Origin of the sequence: Pseudomonas coleopterorum, from assembly GCF_900105555.1 — a bacterium.
Lineage (GTDB): Bacteria > Pseudomonadota > Gammaproteobacteria > Pseudomonadales > Pseudomonadaceae > Aquipseudomonas > Aquipseudomonas coleopterorum.
This window is the reverse complement of record NZ_FNTZ01000001.1, coordinates 2,996,369-3,016,691: the sequence shown is the minus strand read 5'-3', so window position 1 is coordinate 3,016,691 and position 20,323 is coordinate 2,996,369. Positions and strand designations below refer to the sequence as shown.

Annotated in this window: 18 protein-coding genes; all 18 read left to right on the top strand. The window is 62.3% G+C overall.

Annotated elements, in window-relative coordinates; all coding sequences use genetic code 11:
• The first annotated feature begins 11 nt into the window (after window positions 1-11).
• The 18 genes from BLV18_RS13475 (at window position 12) to BLV18_RS13390 (ending at window position 20,293) form a co-directional block, all read left to right on the top strand.
• Complete coding sequence (locus tag BLV18_RS13475; RefSeq protein WP_090359213.1) at window positions 12-1,613, top strand: flagellar hook-associated protein 3; 1,602 nt, start codon at window positions 12-14, stop codon at window positions 1,611-1,613.
• Window positions 1,614-1,887: 274 nt separating this feature from the next.
• Entirely contained in the window at window positions 1,888-2,814 is a 927-nt protein-coding gene (locus tag BLV18_RS13470) for a ketoacyl-ACP synthase III (protein WP_049858805.1), read from the top strand.
• Between the two features lie 604 nt (window positions 2,815-3,418).
• Complete coding sequence (locus BLV18_RS22610) at window positions 3,419-4,876, top strand: flagellin (RefSeq protein ID WP_090359210.1); 1,458 nt, start codon at window positions 3,419-3,421, stop codon at window positions 4,874-4,876.
• A 71-nt stretch (window positions 4,877-4,947) separates the two neighbouring features.
• Window positions 4,948-5,292 carry a flagellar protein FlaG gene (locus BLV18_RS13460; RefSeq protein ID WP_090362276.1) on the top strand — a complete coding sequence of 115 codons (345 nt, stop codon included), beginning with the start codon at window positions 4,948-4,950 and terminating at the stop codon, window positions 5,290-5,292.
• Window positions 5,293-5,372: 80 nt separating this feature from the next.
• Window positions 5,373-6,839 (top strand): flagellar filament capping protein FliD, encoded by a 1,467-nt coding sequence (gene fliD / locus BLV18_RS13455; RefSeq protein ID WP_090359207.1) that lies wholly within the window; start codon window positions 5,373-5,375, stop codon window positions 6,837-6,839.
• Window positions 6,840-7,044: 205 nt separating this feature from the next.
• The gene (gene fliS, locus BLV18_RS13450; protein WP_049858803.1) at window positions 7,045-7,452 is read left to right on the top strand and encodes a flagellar export chaperone FliS; all 408 of its coding nucleotides are present in this window, start codon (window positions 7,045-7,047) and stop codon (window positions 7,450-7,452) included.
• Between the two features lie 10 nt (window positions 7,453-7,462).
• Complete coding sequence (locus BLV18_RS13445; RefSeq protein WP_049858802.1) at window positions 7,463-7,756, top strand: flagellar protein FliT; 294 nt, start codon at window positions 7,463-7,465, stop codon at window positions 7,754-7,756.
• 150 nt (window positions 7,757-7,906) lie between these two features.
• Window positions 7,907-9,388 carry a sigma-54 dependent transcriptional regulator gene (locus tag BLV18_RS13440; RefSeq protein WP_056843548.1) on the top strand — a complete coding sequence of 494 codons (1,482 nt, stop codon included), beginning with the start codon at window positions 7,907-7,909 and terminating at the stop codon, window positions 9,386-9,388.
• Between the two features lie 227 nt (window positions 9,389-9,615).
• Window positions 9,616-10,833: a sensor histidine kinase gene (locus BLV18_RS13435; RefSeq protein ID WP_090359205.1), complete on the top strand. Its 1,218-nt coding sequence runs from the start codon at window positions 9,616-9,618 to the stop codon at window positions 10,831-10,833.
• Entirely contained in the window at window positions 10,830-12,218 is a 1,389-nt protein-coding gene (locus BLV18_RS13430; RefSeq protein WP_090359203.1) for a sigma-54-dependent transcriptional regulator, read from the top strand. The genes BLV18_RS13435 and BLV18_RS13430 overlap by 4 nt, the downstream gene beginning before the upstream one ends.
• Window positions 12,219-12,370: 152 nt before the next feature.
• Window positions 12,371-12,697: a flagellar hook-basal body complex protein FliE gene (gene fliE / locus BLV18_RS13425; RefSeq protein WP_090359201.1), complete on the top strand. Its 327-nt coding sequence runs from the start codon at window positions 12,371-12,373 to the stop codon at window positions 12,695-12,697.
• Window positions 12,698-12,711: 14 nt separating this feature from the next.
• Window positions 12,712-14,499 carry a flagellar basal-body MS-ring/collar protein FliF gene (gene fliF / locus BLV18_RS13420; protein WP_090359199.1) on the top strand — a complete coding sequence of 596 codons (1,788 nt, stop codon included), beginning with the start codon at window positions 12,712-12,714 and terminating at the stop codon, window positions 14,497-14,499.
• The gene (gene fliG, locus BLV18_RS13415) at window positions 14,492-15,511 is read left to right on the top strand and encodes a flagellar motor switch protein FliG (RefSeq protein WP_043193255.1); all 1,020 of its coding nucleotides are present in this window, start codon (window positions 14,492-14,494) and stop codon (window positions 15,509-15,511) included. The genes fliF and fliG overlap by 8 nt, the downstream gene beginning before the upstream one ends.
• A 99-nt stretch (window positions 15,512-15,610) precedes the next feature.
• Complete coding sequence (fliH, locus tag BLV18_RS13410; RefSeq protein ID WP_056843545.1) at window positions 15,611-16,378, top strand: flagellar assembly protein FliH; 768 nt, start codon at window positions 15,611-15,613, stop codon at window positions 16,376-16,378.
• Window positions 16,368-17,726, top strand: a complete 1,359-nt coding sequence (fliI, locus tag BLV18_RS13405; RefSeq protein ID WP_090359197.1) for a flagellar protein export ATPase FliI — start codon at window positions 16,368-16,370, stop codon at window positions 17,724-17,726. Before fliH ends, fliI begins: the two co-directional genes overlap by 11 nt.
• 6 nt (window positions 17,727-17,732) lie before the next feature.
• On the top strand, window positions 17,733-18,182 hold the full coding sequence (gene fliJ / locus BLV18_RS13400) for a flagellar export protein FliJ (protein WP_049858794.1): 450 nt from the start codon (window positions 17,733-17,735) through the stop codon (window positions 18,180-18,182).
• Between the two features lie 84 nt (window positions 18,183-18,266).
• On the top strand, window positions 18,267-18,584 hold the full coding sequence (locus tag BLV18_RS13395; RefSeq protein ID WP_090359195.1) for an STAS domain-containing protein: 318 nt from the start codon (window positions 18,267-18,269) through the stop codon (window positions 18,582-18,584).
• Window positions 18,581-20,293: an ATP-binding SpoIIE family protein phosphatase gene (locus tag BLV18_RS13390; protein WP_090359193.1), complete on the top strand. Its 1,713-nt coding sequence runs from the start codon at window positions 18,581-18,583 to the stop codon at window positions 20,291-20,293. The genes BLV18_RS13395 and BLV18_RS13390 overlap by 4 nt, the downstream gene beginning before the upstream one ends.
• Window positions 20,294-20,323: the final 30 nt, after the last annotated feature.

The following is a 20,323-nucleotide window of genomic DNA, read 5'->3' as shown; positions in this document are numbered from 1 at the left end:
AATAGTCGACCATGCGAATTTCCACTTCTCAGTACTTCGAGACCAGCGCGACCGGCTATTCCCAGAATTTCTCGGACACCGCCAAGACCCAGGCACAGATCAGCTCGGGCAACCGCATCCAGAGTGCTGGTGACGATCCGGTCGGCGCGGCCAAGTTGTTGCAGTTGCAACAGCAGAGCAGCTTGCTGACCCAGTACAGCGGCAACATGACCAGCGTCACCAACTCGCTGACCCAGGAAGAGAGTGTGCTCGACAGCATCACGACGGCCTTGCAGCGGGCGCAGGAGTTGACCATCCAGGCCGGTAACGGTGGCCTGAGCGACGCCGACCGGACGTCGATCGCCAGCGAAATCGGCGAGATCGAAAAGAACGTCCTGGGTCTGCTCAATACCAAGGATTCCAACGGCCAGTACATGTTCTCCGGGTCCAAGACCGGCACGCCGCCCTATGTGCAGAACAGCGACGGCAGCTACACCTATCAGGGCGACCAGACCCAGCTCAGCCTGCAGGTGTCCGACACCCTGCAACTGGCCACCAACGACACCGGCTACAGCATTCTGGAAACGGCGGTGAACACCAGCCGCACGCAGACCACCATGACCGCGCCGGTGGATGCCAACGGCGCGGTGGTCGACGACGGCCGGGTCACGGTGTCCGACGGCCGCCTGGAATCGCTGACGACCTACAACAAGGCCTTCACCGATGGCCAGCCGTACAAGTTGACGTTCACCAGCAGCACCCAGTTCACCCTCACCAACAGCAGCGGCAAGGACGTGACGTCCCAGGTCAGCGGCAATGGCACCTTCGACCCGAAGGCCGACGGCGGCACCACCGTCAGCCTGTACGGTGTGGAATTCGACATCGATGTGGCCACCAAGCAAAGCGAGCTGGGCACCGTCACCGATGCCGACATCGCCGGGCGCACGTTCAGCCTGGGCAGCAAGCCGGATAGCATCAGTTTGACGCGCAACGCGGCTAACACGTCCACGGCGCAATTGGTCAGTGCGAACGTGACCGATACCCAGGGCTATGCGGCGGGTTTCCCGGCCGGGGGGGCGGTGATCAAGTTCACCAGCAGCAGCGAGTACGAGCTCTACGCCCAGCCGTTGACCGATTCGAGTCGGGCCATCGGCAGGGGTACGGTGGCCGTCGGCGCCGATGGCAGCACGATCACGGCTGCAGGCGTGACGTTCAAGCTCTCCGGCGAGGCCAATGCGGGTGACAGCTTCAGCGTCAACGCCAACAGCCACAAGACCCAGAACGTGCTGGACACCCTGCATCAGCTCAAGACAGCTCTGGAGATACCGGTGACGGACGCCAAGTCCGCGCTGGCGCTGAAGAATGCCACCGACTCGGCGCTGGGCAACCTGGCCAGCGCCAACGAGAACATCGACATCTCCCGCGGGCAGATTGGCGCACGGCTCAATTCGCTGGCCATTCAGAACGACGAGAACGTCAGCCTGGCTCTTGCCAACAAGGGCACCCAGTCCGCGATAGCCGACACCGACTTCGCCACGGCCTCGGTCACCCTGAGCCTGCAACAGACCATGTTGCAAGCCTCGCAGCTGGCCTTCGCGAAGATCTCCCAGCTCAGTCTGTTCAACAAGCTGTGAGTGGCGGGGCGCAAGCCCCGTCTTTCCTCTACCACCCCGCGTCGCGCCATTTCCTACGGCCTATGGCACAATATCCCTGTGACCAATGAGTCGGATCGTGCATCTTCACCCTTATGTATTGCCAGGTCGCTGCATCAGCGGCCTGCAGCTGCTTGTTTTTCGGCAGCGCTGGCGCTGTCCCGTAGAGGTCGGCGCCGCCTGACACCCTTTTCGATGGCATTGCGCACATGCCCCGCGTGATGACCTCCAGCTACCTTTGTATTGGGAAGCCACAATGATTGGCATAAAAAGCATCGCGAGTTACGTGCCTGCCGAAGGCCTGGACAACTACGCCCAAGGTGCCAAATTCGCCAAGGATGAAGAATTCATCATCGGCAAGATCGGCTCGGCCTTCCTGCCGCGCAAGGCTGCCGACCAGGAAACCTCCGACCTGTGCGTGGAAGCGGCCAACGCGCTGTTCGCCAGCAATCCGCAGCTGTCGCGCGAGTCCATCGACGCGTTGATCGTCGTGACCCAGAACGGAGACGAGGAGGGCTTGCCGCACACCGCCGCCATCGTTCAGGACAAGCTCGGCCTGCCAACCCACGTCGCAGCGTTCGACATCAGCCTGGGTTGCTCGGGCTATGTGTACGGCATCTATGCACTCAAGGGCTTCATGGAAGCGGCCGGCCTGAAGAACGGTCTGCTGATCACCGCCGACCCGTACTCCAAGATCGTCGACCCTGAAGACCGCAACACCACCATGCTTTTCGGCGACGCGGCCACCGCCACCTGGATGGGTGAAGACGCGCCCTGGCAGTTGGGCAAGGCCAAGTTCGGCACCGACGGTTCCGGCGCGCCGCATCTGAAGGTGACCGATGGCGTTTTCTTCATGAACGGCCGTCAGGTGTTCAACTTCGCGCTGCTCAAGGTACCGGCACATTTGCATGAACTGCTTGACGAATCGGGACTGACCAGCGCCGATGTCGACGCGTATTGCATCCACCAGGGCAGCGCGGCGATCGTCGACGCCGTGGCGCGGCGGTTCGAGGAAGAGCCGGAGAAGTTCATCAAGGACATGGTCGAGACCGGCAACACGGTATCGAGCAGCATTCCGCTGCTGCTGGAAAAGCACATCCTCGATTCCTCCTGGAAGCGAGTCGCCCTGAGCGGCTTCGGCGTCGGTCTGTCCTGGGGCTCTGCGCTCATCTACCGGCCCTGATACCGCGCCGCCTGCCGACGCGGCTCGCGCCGCTGCTACAAAACCTGGGCCGCCTACCGACACGCTGTTCATCCGGGCCACCGCGTTGCACGCCGCCGTGTTAACCGTCCACGCGGACAACACGATCCCTGTAGCAGCGGCGCAAGCCGCGTCCGGCCGCACTGCGGTCGTGCCTACACATCGTGTATCTGCCCACGCAAACACCGCGGTTGTCCATTCACACCGCGTTACCCGCCCACGCGAACACCGCGATCCATGTAGCAGCGGCGCAAGCCGCGTCCGGCCGCACTGCGGTCATCCATACACACTGCGCATCTACCAACGCGACCGACGCCACTGCGACCGTCTATCCGTTGACGCCAGAAATCCCCGCTTTTCCCACGCATCCCCCCTCAAGTTCCCCCTTCCCCGGACGAAATAGTTATCAAGAGAGATCAAGCCAACGCTTGCTTTTTCCGGCTACAGCGGCTCGAAGGTGAAAAAACATTGCAATCACCCTCAAGCAAAGCGCTGAACCGACGATAACTACTACGAAGGTTCTCTAGGCCACACCCGGCGCTCGCCAGGGCCGGAAGCCACAGCTAACAACCCCGAGGAATTTGTCATGGCCTTATCCGTAAACACCAACACCGCTTCCTTGACCGTTCAGAAAAACCTGAACAAGGCTTCCGATTCGCTGAGCACCGCGATGACCCGTCTTTCCTCGGGCCTGAAAATCAACAGTGCCAAGGACGACGCCGCCGGCCTGCAGATCTCCAACCGTCTGACCAGCCAGATCAACGGCCTGTCGGTTGCAGTCAAGAACGCCAACGACGGTATCTCCATCGCCCAGACCGCTGAAGGCGCGATGCAGGAATCCACCAACATCCTGCAGCGTATGCGTGAACTGGCTCTGCAATCGGCGAACGGTTCCAACAGCACCGACGACCGTACTTCCCTGCAGTCCGAATACACCCAGCTGACTTCCGAGCTGACCCGTATCGCCAACACCACCACCTTCGGTGGTCGCAACCTGGTCGACGGCTCGTTCGGTTCCACCGCTTTCCAAATCGGTGCCAACGCAAACGAAACCATCAACGTGACCTTGGGTGACGTGTCTGCCAGCGCCATCGGTTCGCAGCAGGTCAAGAGTATCGGTGTAGCCGTGTCGGCTGCCGGTGTAGCCGGTGGTGCCATCAAGGTTACCGGCGGGGGTGCTACTAAAGATGTGACTATTGACCCAAAAGCGTCAGCCAAGACCATCGCCAGCCAGCTCAACGGTGCGGTACCCGGCCTGACCGCCAAGGCAAGCACCGAGGCATCTTTCGTAGTAGGCGCAGGTGCCGCAACCACTCCGGCGACCTTTACCATGAAGGTCGGTAGCAGCGAAACCGTCAGTATGGTTGGTGTGACCGATACCGCCTCGCTGGCCGATCAGTTGAATTCGAACGCGGCGAAGCTGGGCATCAGTGTTAACTACGACAGCAAGGCAGGCACGCTGTCGGTCAAATCCGACACTGGCGAAAACATCGTGTTCGGTGTCGATACGTCGGTCACCGGGGCGGCTGCCGCCGCTGCGACCGTGACGGTAGCAACCAAAGACGCCAGCGGTACTCCAGGCACTGCGGTAGGTATTGCAGACACCTTCATCGCCACCGGGGCAGTATCGCTTGATTCGGCCAAAGGCTACTCGGTCGCTGGCGTCGGCGTTACCGGCCTGTTCGCCACCGGCACCGCCGGTGCTTCGTCGAGCAAAGCCTCCGAGCTGACCTCGGTCAGCGAAACCGACATCACCACCGCGTTCAACGCTCAGAACGCCATCGCTGCACTGGACAAGGCGATCTCCAACATCGACTCCCAGCGCGCCGATCTGGGTGCGGTGCAAAACCGTTTCGACAGCACCGTGTCGAACCTGCAGAGCATCTCCGAGAACTCTTCGGCCGCTCGCAGCCGTATCCAGGACGCCGACTTCGCTTCGGAAACCGCCGAGCTGACCAAGCAGCAGACCCTGCAGCAGGCATCCACCGCGATCCTGTCTCAGGCCAACCAGCTGCCATCGTCGGTACTGAAGCTGCTTCAGTAATTCGGCCCTTGGCTGACTGACGGAAGGGTGCCCATGCACCCTTCCGTTTTTTGATTTTCGGGGTGATGAACATGGACATGAGCGTTACAGCGAGACCGCCTCTTGCCGTCACGTCAGCGCCAGCCGGCGCCGCCTCCCTGCCTGCCCGGCAGGTCACGCAAGACGAACCCGCGGCGCAACCCGTTGCACCCGAGCGGGCTGAATTGGAACAAGCGGTGAAGGATATCCAGGCGCACGTGAACACCTCACAGCGAAACCTGGAATTCTCCATCGACGACTCGACGCATGCCGTCGTGGTAAAGGTCATCGCTACGGACAGCGGTGAAGTCATTCGTCAGTTGCCGACGGAGGCCGCGCTCAAATTGGCGCAAAGCCTTGCGGACGGTCGCAGCGGTCTGTTCGACGCGAAGATCTGAACTGGCACGAAAAATGTAGCTGGGTGTGCTTGGGGCGGTATCCGTCAAAAACACGCCTGACTCGATTCTAGGAGATTGCGATGGCTACTGTTTCCTCCACTACCGGCACTACAGCCACTACTACGGCTGCCAGCACCGCAAGTACCAGCAGCACCACCAGCTCGACCAGCACCAGTGGCGCGATCAAGTCCAGCGGCGTGGGCTCGGGCATCGACACCGAAGCCATCGTCAAGGCCTTGGTCAACGCCGAGAAGGCGCCCAAGCAGAAGCAGATCGATACCCAGACGCTGACCACTACCACGACGCTAACCGCCGTAGGTACCGTCAAAAGCGCGCTGGAGACTTATCGCACTGCCGTCGCGGCGATGAACAAGGCGTCGACCTTCAGCGGTTTGACCGCAGGTTCGTCCAACGAAAAGGTCGCGTCGGTGACAGCGGCCGATTCTGCTTCCAACGGCACCTACTCGTTGGAAGTAACGACGCTGGCCAGCGCCTCGAAGATTTCTTCCGGCGTGTATGCCGACAAGAGCACTGCGGTGGTCAACGCCACGTCGTCCGCTCAGGACCTCACGATCACTCAATCGGGCAAGGACACCAAAATCAGCATTCCGGCAAAGGCCACCCTGGCGCAGACGCGTGATCTGATCAACACCCAGATGGCCAGCCGCGGCATCAGTGCCAACATCCTCACCGACGCCAGCGGCTCGCGTCTGGTGCTCAGTTCGTCGACCACCGGCTCGGGCACCGAAATTTCGATGTCCGCCAATGCCGACAGCGGGCTCGACAAATTGACCGCTACCACTACCGTCACCGCTCCAACCAATGCCAAATACAAGATCGACGGCATCGAGATGGAGTCATCGACCAACACGGTGGCAGCCGCCATCAGTGGCGTGTCGATCAAACTGTCGGAGGCGGGCGGTGAAAAGACGACCATCAGCGTCACCACCAATACCGACACCCTGAAAAAAGCCACTACCGGATTCGTGGACGCCTACAACGCGCTCATGACCCAGCTCAACACTCTGACCAAGGTCAGTACGGCGGCCGACGGCACGACCAGTGGAGGAGGGCTGACCGGCGACTCCACCGTGCGCCACCTGATCCAGTCGATGCGCAACGAACTGGTGACATCCTCGGGCTCCGGCAAGCTGACACTGTCTCAGTTCGGTATCAACACCGACCAGAAGACTGGCCTGCTGGTGATGGATGACACCAAGTGGAACACGGCCATGGCCGATACCGCCAACGTGGCAGCCATTCAGGACATGTTCACGGGCAAGGACGGCCTGCTTGCGCGCATGACCACGGCGACCGACTCCTATGCAGTGAAAGGCGGCATTCTCGCGTCACGTTCAGACTCGCTCTCCGGCACGCTGACCAAACTGACCGAGCAGCAGAAGGCTCTTGATCGCCGGATCAGTAACCTGACAGACACCTTGAATGCCAAATACACCGCCATGGACACCCTCGTCGCGCAGCTGAACGCCACCAGCAAAAGCATCATGACCACGCTCAATGCGCTGAACAAGACCGACAGCGATTGATGCTTTGCAAAACTCCAGAAGCCCGGTTCATACCGGGCTTTTGCGTATCCAGCCGTTTCACGAACACCTCCATATCGCCGACGTTATCGGCCTGATCTCAGTTTCATGCGCATATTCCCCCAGGCCCGCTAAAGTTTTCCCCGCCCGCGACGACATAGTAATCAAGCGATACAACATCAAATACTGTGTGACGAGGTCCACCGCAATGAACGCCATGAGAGCGCTGAGCCAATACCAGAAGGTCGATTCCCATGCCCAGACATCCGAAGCCACGCCTCACCGGCTGGTGCAGATGCTGATGCAGGGCAGCCTCGATCGCATGGCCCAGGCCAAGGGCGCGCTGAGCCGCGGTCAGGTAGCGCAGAAGGGTGAGATGCTCGGCAAGGCCGTCGCCATCATTGGCGGTCTGCGCCAGGGGCTGGATGCCACCAAGGCGGCCAACGAACAGTCCGTCAAGGACCTCGATGATCTGTACGCCTACATGTCCGGACGCCTGACCGAAGCCAACATCAAGAACGATCCGCAACTGATCGACGAAGTCGCTCGCCTGATGATCACCGTCAAGAGCGGCTGGGACGCCATCGCCAGCCACGAATCGGCCCTGCCGGCCTGAGGAGTTCGTCATGAGTGCACTACAGCGGATTCAGCAGACTCGCCACGCCCTGGTAGACGCCATGCAGGCCGGAGACTGGGATGCGATCGGCGTACTCGACATCGAGTGCCGCGCTTGCGTCGACAGCGTGCTGCAGGAAGTCCCGGAAGACCCTTCCCAGTTGCGCAGCCACCTGGAAGATCTGCTCGAGGTCTACCGTCAATTACTCAACGTCACTCGTTTAGCGCGTCAGTCGGTTGTCGACGAAATGTCACAGTTCAACCAAGCGAAGAACGCTGCAAAGGTTTACCATCTGTTCCGTTGACAGCCATTGCGCCATAAATTTGACTAAGTCGATTTTTTTGCCTTTACTAGTGGCTGTTGTGATTCGTCTGGCGTCTGTTAGCTGAAACCATGGCCAAAAACGTCGAGAGCGCCCTCCGGGCTTCGAGTTGACTAGGGAAGTTGCTATTGCATGTGGCGTGAAACGAAAATTCTGCTGATCGATGACGATAGCGTTCGCCGCCGGGATCTGGCGGTCATCCTGAACTTTCTTGGCGAAGAGAACCTGGCCTGCGGCAGCGGCGACTGGCAGATGTCGGTCGACTCGCTGTCGTCCAGCCGCGAGGCGCTCTGCGTTCTGGTGGGTGACGTGTCTTCGGGCAATCTGGCCGGGCTGCTGAAGACCCTGGCCAACTGGGATGAATTCCTTCCGGTGCTGTTGCTGGGTGATCCGGGCGCCGTCGAGCTTCCCGACGACCTGCGTCGTCGCGTGCTCTCCCACCTGGAAATGCCGCCCAGCTACAGCAAGCTGCTCGATTCCCTGCACCGCGCCCAGGTCTATCGCGAGATGTACGACCAGGCCCGCGAACGCGGCCGTCAGCGTGAACCCAACCTGTTCCGCAGCCTGGTCGGCACCAGCCGCGCGATTCAGCACGTGCGGCAGATGATGCAGCAAGTGGCCGATACCGACGCCAGTGTGCTCATCCTTGGCGAATCGGGTACCGGCAAGGAAGTGGTCGCGCGCAACCTGCATTACCACTCAAAGCGTCGCGATGCGCCGTTCGTGCCGGTCAACTGCGGCGCCATTCCCGCCGAGTTGCTCGAAAGCGAGCTGTTTGGTCACGAAAAGGGCGCCTTCACTGGCGCAATTACCAGCCGCGCCGGTCGTTTCGAATTGGCGAATGGTGGCACCCTGTTCCTCGACGAGATCGGCGACATGCCGTTGCCGATGCAGGTCAAGCTGCTGCGAGTGTTACAGGAACGGACATTCGAGCGCGTGGGCAGCAACAAGACCCAAAGTATTGACGTGCGCATCATCGCCGCAACTCACAAGAATCTGGAAAGCATGATCGAGGTCGGTACGTTCCGTGAGGACCTGTACTACCGCCTGAACGTGTTCCCCATCGAGATGGCGCCGTTGCGCGAACGTGTGGAAGACATTCCGCTGCTGATGAACGAGCTGATTTCGCGCATGGAGCATGAAAAGCGCGGGTCGATCCGCTTCAACTCGGCGGCTATCATGTCACTGTGCCGTCACGGCTGGCCGGGCAACGTACGTGAGCTGGCCAACCTGGTCGAGCGCATGGCGATCATGCACCCGTACGGCGTCATCGGCGTGGTCGAGTTGCCGAAGAAATTCCGCTACGTGGACGACGAAGACGAGCAGTTGGTCGACAGCCTGCGCAGCGATCTGGAAGAACGTGTGGCGATCAACGGCCACACGCCAGACTTCGCTTCCAGCGCCATGCTGCCGCCCGAAGGCCTCGATCTGAAGGACTACCTCGGTGGCTTAGAGCAAGGCCTGATCCAGCAGGCGCTGGACGATGCCAACGGTATCGTCGCCCGGGCTGCCGAGCGCCTGCGCATCCGCCGCACCACGTTGGTGGAAAAAATGCGCAAGTACGGCATGAGCCGGCGTGAAGGTGAGGGCGAAGAACAACAGGCAGACGATTGACGCCTGGGGCTGCAACGGCCGCTGCTTGCAAGACAGCGGCCGCGCTTCACATCCTTTCTGATACTTCGTGTTAACCGCGCCAAGCCGCTGAAATCGCAGGCTTTAGCCCAGCGCATCCGCCTCATTCTTTCCCCTGTCTTGCGCCTTTCGAGTTTCATTCGGCACGGCTATTGCTTTTGCCCCTGTCACGATACCGTTTTTGACGGTGAGCCAAGTGAGAGAGAGCCATGCCACAGGCCGCTATCCAGCCGTCCGCTGCCCAGCCCCATCGCGACGTTTGCGCACCAGCAGCGCAGCCCGACAGCCGCCCGGGTCTGAATCAGGCCTTCGCTCTGTTCGACCAGATGTCCGATCGCCTGAGCGACTCCTACAGCCTGCTCGAAGAGCGTGTGGCAGCGCTCAAGGGTGAGCTGGAAGTGGTCAGCGCGCAGCGCCTGGCCGAGCTGGCGGAAAAGGAACGCCTCGCCAATCGCCTGCAGAACCTGCTCGATCTGTTGCCTGGCGGGGTCATCGTCATCGATGGTCACGGTCACGTACGCGAGGCCAACCCAGCAGCCCTGGAAATGCTGGGTGCACCGCTGGAAGGCGAGCTGTGGCGTGAGGTGATCGTGCGCAGTTTCGCGCCGCGCCGGGATGACGGCCACGAGATATCTTTGATCGACGGGCGACGCCTGTCGATTGCCACGCGCTCGCTCGATGCCGAGCCTGGCCAGTTGGTGCTGCTCACCGACCTGACCGAAACCCGTCGGCTGCAGAGTGAGGTGGCGCGCAGCGAGCGCCTGTCGTCGCTGGGCCGGATGATGGCTTCGCTCGCCCACCAGATTCGCACGCCGCTGTCGGCTGCGCTGCTGTACGCCAGCCACCTGACCGACAAGCCTTTACCGGTCCAGACCCAGCAGCGTTTCGCCAGCCGCCTCAAGGAACGTCTGCACGAGCTGGAGCATCAGGTGCGCGATATGCTGGTGTTCGCCCGCGGCGAGCTGCCGCTCCCGGATCGCTTGGCGCCCAAGCAATTGCTGCAGGCTTTGCAGGCTGCCGCTCAGCCCCATGTGCAGGACGTACCTGTGCGTTGGCAATGCGACAGTCACGTCGGTGAGCTGCTGTGCAACAAGGACACCCTGGTAGGCGCCGTACTCAACCTGGTGAATAACGCCATCCAGGCCAGCGGCGGCCAGGTCAGTTTGAAAGTCCACCTGTATTCCCGCGGCGATACGCTGCGCCTGTGCGTCAGCGACGACGGGCCTGGTATGGCGCCGGCGATCCTGGCGCGTCTGGGTGAGCCGTTCTTCACCACCAAGCCCACCGGAACCGGGCTCGGCCTGTCGGTGGTCAAGGCTGTGGCGCGCGCGCATCAGGGTGACCTGGTCTTGCGTTCCAGAGTCGGGCGGGGTACCTGCGCAACCTTGACCTTGCCGCTGGTCGTTCAGCAGGAGCCCATTCGATGAACATCAAGGTGCTGTTGGTCGAGGATGACCGTGCCCTGCGCGAGGCGCTGGGCGATACCCTCGAACTGGGCGGTTTCGAATTCGAAGCGGTGACCTGTGCCGAGGAGGCCTTGCTGGCGGTGGCACGCGAAGCCTTTGGCATCGTCATCAGCGACGTCAACATGCCCGGAATCGATGGACATCAGCTACTGGCACTGCTGCGCGCTCGCCAACCGCAACTGCCGGTCCTGCTGATGACAGCCCATGGCGCGGTCGAGCGAGCGGTGGATGCCATGCGCCAGGGCGCGGCCGATTACCTGGTCAAGCCGTTCGAACCGAGCGCGTTGCTCGATCTGGTGACCCGGCATGGTCGTGGTCTGGTTCCGGCGGGAAGCGAGCAGGGGCCGGTGGCGCTGGAACCCGCCAGTCAGGCTCTACTCGAGCTGGCCGCGCGGGTCGCGCGCAGTGATTCCACGGTGCTGATATCCGGGGAGTCGGGTACCGGCAAGGAAGTGCTGGCGCGCTATATCCATCAACAGTCGAACCGCGCGCAGCAGGCCTTCGTTGCCATCAACTGCGCGGCGATTCCGGACAACATGCTCGAAGCCACGCTGTTCGGCCACGAGAAAGGCGCATTCACCGGCGCCATTGCGGCCCAGGCCGGCAAGTTCGAGCAGGCCGATGGCGGTACCCTGCTGCTCGACGAGATTTCCGAGATGCCCCTGGGGCTGCAGGCCAAGTTGCTGCGTGTGCTGCAGGAGCGCGAGGTCGAACGTGTCGGCGCGCGCAAGCCCATTGCCCTGGACATCCGGGTCATCGCCACCACCAACCGCAACCTTGCGCAAGACGTCGCGGCGGGGCGTTTCCGCGAAGACCTGTTCTATCGGCTTTCGGTGTTCCCGCTGGCCTGGGCACCGCTGCGCGAACGGCCTGGCGACATTCTGCCGCTGGCCCGACGGTTGCTGGCCCGTCACGTCGACAAGATGAAGCACGCGCCCGTGCGCTTCGCGCCCCAGGCCGAACAGTGCCTGCTCGATCACCCCTGGCCAGGCAATGTTCGCGAGCTGGACAACGCCATCCAGCGCGCGTTGATCCTGCAGCACGGTAACCTGATCCAGGCCGCCGACTTCTGCCTGGCCGGGCCCGTCGGTGCAGTTGCGTCGTCAGCGTTGAGCCTGGTGGAGCAGGCGCCCGCGCCTGTCGAGCCGCCGGTACTCCCCGGCGTGCTGGAGGACGATCTGCGCCGACGCGAATTCGAGATGATCATCGACACCCTGCGCAGCGAGCGTGGTCGGCGCAAGGAAGCCGCCGAGCGTCTGGGTATCAGCCCACGCACACTTCGCTACAAACTGGCCCAGATGCGTGACGCCGGAATGGATGTGGAGGCCAGTCTGTTCGCCTCTTGAAGGCCGTCCGATGAGCGACGGCCGGTGCGGTCATTTGTCGCCGCCGATCCGTTTGGCCACCTTGCGACTGCAACTGGCACCCTCCTTGCTACTACCTCTGTAGTGAATGCAGCAGTGTCAAAAAAACGCAGGTCGTCGCAGAGGGTTACCCCATGAGCCAAGGTATTGAATTCAACCGCTTGATGCTGGACATGCGCGCCATGCAGGCGGACGCCATGGCCAGACCCAAGGCGGTTGCGGCGCCTGAAGTCGGCACCAGCAGCTTTGCCGACATGCTCGGTGGCGCGATCAACAAGGTCGCCGACGTACAGGGCGCTTCCAGCCAGTTGGCCACTGCCTTCGAGATCGGCAAGAGTGGCGTCGACCTCACCGACGTGATGATCGCCTCGCAGAAAGCCAGCGTCTCGTTCCAGGCCTTGACCCAGGTGCGCAACAAACTGGTCCAGGCTTACCAAGACATCATGCAGATGCCGGTCTGAGGACGAATTGAGTCATGGCTGAAGCGACCACCGACAATCTTCCGGCCAAGAGCGGCAACAAATCGCCGCTCATGGGTCTGTCCGTCCTGCAGAATCTGTCACAGATGACCATGCTGCGTCAGGTCGGCCTGCTGGTTGGCCTGGCGGCCAGCGTGGCGATCGGCTTCGCCGTGGTCCTGTGGTCGCAGCAGCCCGACTACCGTCCGTTGTACGGCAGCCTGGCGGGCATGGACACCAAGCAGGTGATCGATACCCTGACCACCGCCAACATTCCCTACACAGTGGAACCAAACTCGGGCGCCTTGCTGGTCAAGGCCGACGATCAGTCGCGCGCGCGCATTGCCCTGGCTTCGGCCGGCGTGGCACCCAGCGACGGCAATGTCGGCTACGAATCGCTCGACAAGGAGCAGGGCCTGGGCACCAGTCAGTTCATGGAAACCGCGCGGTATCGCCGCAGCCTGGAAGGTGAACTGGCGCGTACCATCGGCAGCCTGAACAACATCCGCGCAGCTCGCGTGCACCTGGCCATTCCGAAAAGCTCGGTGTTCGTTCGCGACGAGCGCAAACCCACCGCTTCGGTGCTGGTGGAAATGTACCCCAACCGTACCCTGGACGCCGGGCAGGTGGCGGCCATCGTCAATCTGGTGGCGACCAGCGTTCCGGAACTGAACAAGTCGAACGTGTCGGTCGTCGATCAGAAGGGCACGCTGCTCTCGGCGCAGCTCGAAGACAACGCCTTGACCATGGCCGGCAAGCAGTACGACTACAGCCGTCGCCTGGAAAGCATGCTGACTCAGCGGGTGCAGAACATTCTGCAGCCGGTGGTGGGCAGCGATCGGTTCAAGGCCGAAGTCTCGGCAGACCTGGATTTCAGCGCCGTCGAATCGACGTCCGAGCAGTTCAACCCGGACCAGCCGGCCCTGCGCAGCGAGCAGTCCACCAGCGAGCAGCGTTCCAGCGGTTCGGGCCCTTCGGGCGTGCCGGGGGCCTTGAGCAACCAGCCTCCGGGGCCGGCCACCGCGCCGCAGAATGCCGCTCAGGGCCAGGCCGCCGCAGGCGCCATCCAGCCGGGCCAGCCGCTGCTCGACGCCAACGGCCAGCAGATCATGGACCCGGCCACCGGCCAACCGATGCTGGCACCGTATCCGGCCGACAAGCGTCAGCAGTCGACCAAGAATTTCGAGCTGGACCGTTCCATCAGCCACACCAAGCAGCAGCAGGGTCGTCTGACCCGGTTGTCGGTGGCGGTGGTGGTCGACGATCAGGCCAAGGTCAAACCGGCCGACGGTACCGTGACCATGACGCCGTGGAACGCTCAGGAACTGGCCCGTTTCACCCGCCTGGTGCAGGACGCCGTGGGCTTCGATGCCAGCCGCGGCGACAGCGTGACCGTGATCAACGTACCCTTCGCGCCGAACTCGGCGGAAGTCATCACCGCACCTGCGTTCTACAAGGAGCCCTGGTTCTGGGACATCATGAAGCAGGTGCTGGGCGTGGTGTTCATCCTGGTTCTGGTGTTCGGCGTCCTGCGTCCGGTGCTGAACAACATCACCGGCGGTGGCAAAGGCAAGGCGGGCGATGCCGAACTCGGCGCCGCCGGCGCGATGGGCGGTGTGGCTGCCCTGGGCATGGACGGCGAGCTGGCCAACGATCGGGTCAGCCTGGGTGGGCCGCAGAGCATTCTGCTGCCCAGCCCGACTGAGGGCTATGACGCCCAGTTGAATGCGATCAAGAGTCTTGTGGCCGAAGACCCGGGCCGAGTGGCCCAGGTCGTGAAAGAGTGGATCAATGCCGATGAGTAGTTCACAAGCCGTCACCCCCAAGCTGACCAAGGTCGACAAGGCCGCCATCCTTCTGCTGTCGCTGGGTGAAACAGATGCGGCGCAGGTGCTTCGCCACATGGGCCCCAAGGAGGTCCAGCGCGTAGGCGTGGCCATGGCGCAGATGCGCAACGTGCACCGTGAGCAGGTCGAGCAGGTGATGAGCGAATTCGTCACCGTCGTCGGCGATCAGACCGGTCTGGGCGTCGGTTCCGACAACTACATCCGCAAGATGCTGACCTCGGCCTTGGGCGAAGACAAGGCCAACGGCCTGATCGACCGGATCCTGCTGGGCGGCAACACCAGCGGCCTGGACAGCCTGAAGTGGATGGAGCCACGGGCCGTGGCCGACGTCATTCGCTACGAGCATCCGCAGATCCAGTCGATCGTCGTGGCCTACCTCGACCCCGACCAGGCCGGCGAAGTCCTGGCGCATTTCGAGCACAAGGCGCGGCTGGACATCATCCTGCGCGTATCGTCGCTCAACACCGTACAGCCGGCAGCGCTGAAAGAACTCAATACCATTCTGGAGAAGCAGTTCTCCGGCAATTCCAACGCCACCCGGACGACCCTGGGTGGGGTCAAGCGCGCTGCCGATATCATGAACTTCCTCGACAGCTCGTCCGAAGGCCAGTTGATGGACTCCATCCGCGAGGTCGACGAAGAACTGTCCGGGCAGATCGAAGACCTCATGTTCGTCTTCAACAACCTCAAGGATGTCGACGACCGGGGTATCCAGGCGCTGCTGCGCGAGGTTTCCTCGGACGTGCTGGTGGTGGCGCTCAAGGGCGCCGACGAGGGTGTGCGCGAGAAGATCTTCAAGAACATGTCCAAGCGCGCGGCCGAGCTGCTGCGTGACGACCTCGAGGCCAAGGGGCCGGTGCGGGTCAGCGATGTCGAGTCGGCGCAGAAGGAAGTGCTCACCATTGCCCGGCGCATGGCCGAGGCCGGTGAAATCGTGCTCGGTGGCAAGGGTGGGGAAGAGATGATCTAATCATCCCTCTCCCAGACCTCTGTCGTGGAGGCCGGCTGCCCTGGGATGGCCGGCTCCGAGCGACCCTACTTCGCACCCAGGCGTCAGGAATCGCAAGCCATGTCCCGCCCCACCCAAGAACCCGTCAGTGAACTGATTCGCGCCGTCGACGCGCGCAGTGCCGACCTGTGGGCGTTGCCCAGCTTCGATCCCGAGCGGCCTGCCGAAGAGGTGGTGCCGGAGCCCGTGTCGGTCGAGGAAATCGAAGAGGTGCCCCTCGACGAGGTGCAGCCCATTACCCTGGAAGAGCTGGAAGCCATTCGCCAGGAGGCCTACAACGAGGGCTTCGCCACCGGTGAAAAGGAAGGCTTCCACAGCACCCAGCTCAAGGTCCGTCAAGAAGCCGAAGCGGCGCTGGCTGGCAAGCTTGCCCAGTTCGACCGGCTGTTGGGACACCTGCTGACGCCTATTGCTGATCAAGATACCCAGATCGAGAAATCACTGGTCGAACTGGTGGGCCACATTGCCCGCCAGGTCATCCGCCGCGAACTGCTCACCGATTCCAGCCAGATCGAAAAAGTCTTGCGCGAAGCGTTGAAGTTGCTGCCCATGGGCGCCAACAATATCCGCATCTTCATCAACCCTCAGGACTTCGAGCAGATCAAGTCGCTGCGCGAGAAGCACGAGGAGAACTGGCGAATCCAGGAAGACGACTCGCTACAGCCCGGTGGTTGCCGTATCGAAACCGAACACAGCCGCATCGATGCGAGCATGGAGACGCGCATTACCCAGGCCATTGCGCAATTGTTCGATCAGTTGCACGAGCAGAACATGCACCCGGCCCCGGCCGACATCACCGTCGATCTGGACGCGCCCGATGAAGCTTGATCGCACCAGCTTCGGCAAGCGCCTGGGCAGCTACGAGGCGGCCATCGACCTGCCACGCCAGCCCATCGTCGAAGGGCGCCTGCTGCGCATGGTCGGCCTGACCCTGGAAGCCGAAGGGCTGCGCGCGGCCATGGGCAGTCGCTGCGTGGTGATCAATGACGACAGCGACCAGCCGGTGCAGGTCGAAGCGGAAGTCATGGGCTTCTCCGGCAGCAAGATCTACCTGATGCCCGTGGGCAGCGTCAGCGGCATCGCGCCCGGCGCGCGGGTGGTGCCGGTTGCCGATACCGGGCGTCTACCGATGGGCATGAGCATGCTTGGGCGCATCCTCGACGGCGCCGGGCGAGCACTGGACGGTAAGGGCGGCATGAAGGCCGAGGACTGGGTGCCGATGGACGGGCCTACGATCAACCCCCTCAAGCGTGACCCCATCAGTCAGCCGCTGGATGTCGGCATTCGCAGCATCAACGGTTTGCTGACCGTGGGCCGTGGCCAGCGCCTGGGCCTGTTCGCCGGTACCGGCGTGGGCAAGAGCGTGCTGCTGGGCATGATGACGCGCTTTACCGAAGCCGACATCATCGTCGTCGGTCTGATCGGCGAGCGGGGCCGCGAGGTCAAGGAGTTCATCGAACACACGTTGGGCGAGGAGGGGCTGCGCCGTTCGGTGGTGGTGGCATCACCGGCTGACGAAGCGCCACTGATGCGCCTGCGCGCCGCCATGTATTGCACGCGCATCGCCGAATACTTTCGCGACAAGGGCAAGAACGTCCTGCTGCTGATGGACTCGTTGACCCGTTTCGCTCAGGCCCAGCGGGAAATCGCCCTGGCCATCGGCGAGCCGCCAGCGACCAAGGGCTATCCGCCTTCGGTGTTCGCCAAGCTGCCCAAGCTGGTCGAGCGTGCCGGCAACGCCGAGGCGGGCGGCGGCTCGATCACCGCGTTTTACACCGTATTGTCCGAAGGCGACGATCAGCAGGATCCCATCGCCGACTCGGCGCGTGGCGTGCTCGACGGCCACATCGTGCTGTCACGTCGTCTGGCAGAAGAGGGGCATTATCCGGCCATCGATATCGAGGCGTCGATCAGCCGGGTGATGCCCAGCGTGGTCAGCCCCCAGCACCTGGGCCAGGCACAACAGTTCAAGCAACTGTGGTCGCGCTATCAGCAGAGCCGCGACTTGATCAGCGTCGGCGCCTACGTCGCGGGCGGTGATCGCGAGACCGACCTGGCCATTGCCCTGCAACCGCAGCTGGTGCGTTACCTGCGCCAGGGTCTCAACGATAACGAAAGCCTGCGGGCCAGCGCCGAGCGCCTGGCCGCGGTGTTCACGCCCGTGGCACCGGGGTAAGCGCGCATGGCGATGAGTCGCGCAGCGCGCCTGGCGCCCGTGGTGGAGATGGCCGAAAGCACCGAGCGCAAGGCTGCCCAGCGCCTGGGTCATTTTCAGGGGCAAGTGAACCTGGCCGAAGCCAAGCTGGCGGAGCTCGAGCGTTTTCGCAACGACTATCAGCAGCAGTGGATCAACAATGGCAGCCGCGGTGTGTCCGGCCAGTGGCTGATGAACTACCAGCGCTTTCTCAACCAGCTCGAAACCGCCGTCGGCCAGCAGCGTCAGAGCCTTGCGTGGCACCAGAACAACCTGAACAATGCGCGCGCCACCTGGCAGCAGGCCTATGCCCGTGTGGAGGGACTGCGCAAGCTGGTCCAGCGTTATATCCTCGAGGCCCGGCAGTTGGAGGACAAGCGTGAGCAGCGCCTGCTCGACGAGCTGTCGCAGCGATTGCCCAGGCACGACAGCTTCTAGTCAGATTTAGTCAGTACCCTGTTGAACGCCCCGTCATGCAGTGTTAAACCTTGCCTGCACGGCACACCCAAGGAGCATTACTACATGGCTGTAACCCAGAGTTCGGTAAGCCACAGTTTCAATGGCGAAAACAATACGTCATCGATTGCGGTCAAGGGTCGATTCGATTTCAGCCTGCATCAGCAATTTCGTGAGAGCTACGAGCGCGAGGGCAAGTCCACCCGCTATGTCGTCGACCTGAACGAGACCACTTACATGGACAGCTCGGCACTGGGCATGTTGCTGTTGCTGCGCGACCACGCCGGTGGTGAAAACGCCGATATCACGCTGTCGAACATTTCCTCTGACGTGCGCAAGATTCTGGCGATCTCCAACTTCGACAAGTTGTTCAAGATCCCTTGAAACCGCCCGCCAATGAGGGACCACTGACGGTTCTGATCGCCGACGACAACATGACCGACCGCATGTTGCTGTCGAGCATCGTGCGTCGGCAGGGGCACGCGGTGATCACCGCCAGCAACGGTCAGGAAGCCATCGAACTGTTTCGCCAGCAACGACCGCAACTGGTGTTGCTCGACGCCATGATGCCGGTGATGGACGGCTTCGAAGCGGCGCGCACGATCAAGCAATTGGCCGGTGAGGCCCTGGTGCCGATCATCTTCCTGACTTCGTTGACCGAAGAACAGGCGCTGGTCCGCTGCCTGGATGCCGGTGGCGACGACTTCCTGGCCAAACCCTACAATCAGGTGATTCTGGCCGCCAAGATCAAGGCCATGGATCGCCTGCGCCGTCTGCAGGCTACGGTGCTGGAACAGCGTGACCTGATCACCCGCCACCATGATTACCTGCTCAACGAGCAGCGCGTGGCCAAGGCGGTGTTCGATCAGATCGCCCACTCCGGCTGTCTCGATGCGCCCAACGTGCGTTATCTGCAATCACCCTACGCGCTGTTCAACGGTGATCTGCTGCTCGCCGCCTATACACCGTCGGGCGACATGCATGTGCTGCTCGGCGATTTCACCGGGCATGGGCTACCGGCAGCGGTGGGGGCCATGCCGCTGGCCGAGGTGTTCTACGGCATGACCGCCAAGGGATACGGGCTGGCGGAAATCCTGCGCGAGATGAACGCCAAGCTCAAGCGCATCCTGCCGGTGGACATGTTCTGCTGCGCCACCCTGCTGCGCCTGAGCTTTCAGCGTTGCACCGTGGAAGTCTGGAACGGCGGCATGCCCGATGGCTATCTGCACCGCCACGACGGCTCGAAGCGCGTGGCGCTGGTATCGCGGCATTTACCGCTGGGCGTACTGCCAGCTACCCGTTTCGAGGACCAGACCGAAGTCTGGCCGCTGGCGCCGGGTGATCGGGTGCTGCTGCTGTCCGACGGCGTTATCGAAACGAGCAATGCGCAGGACGAATCCTTCGGGGTCGAACGGCTCGAACGGGTATTCGACACCCACAAAAACCCCGAGTCATTGTTCGAAGGCATCCTGCAGGCCCTTGAGGATTTTCGCGGTGAATCGCGCGACGACGTGAGCATGGTGCAGTTGGCCTTGATCGACGCCCAACGCCAGCCGCCGGCCAGCCTGATCTATTCCGACAGTGGTCAATCCAGTCCGCTGGACTGGTCGGCCATGTTCGAATTTCGTGCCGACACCCTGCGTCGTTTCAATCCGCTGCCTTACATCCTGCAACTGTTGCAGGAGATTCACGGCCTGCGCTCGCAGAGTGGTGAGCTCTACAGCGTGTTGGCCGAGCTATACTCCAACGCTCTGGAGCATGGCGTGCTGGAGCTCGATTCCGCACTCAAGCGCGACGCCGCTGGTTTCTCCCGGTATTACGCGCTGCGCAACGAGCGTCTGGCCGCTTTGGAAGGCGGCTATATCCGCTTACACTTGCAGGTGCGCCCGCAAGGCGTTGGCGGTGTGCTGCGCATCGTGGTCGAAGACAGTGGCAAGGGCTTCGATCCGGCCAAGGTGCTGGCCAGAGCGCCGAGCGTGCATGGGCTGTCGGGGCGCGGGGTCAACCTGGTCCGCCAGCTCAGCAGCAGTTCGGGGTGGTCGGAAGACGGACGCAGCGTCCACGTTGAATTTACCTGGGAGTCTCAAGCGTAACTGGCTTGATCAAGGAGCGAACAAGTGACT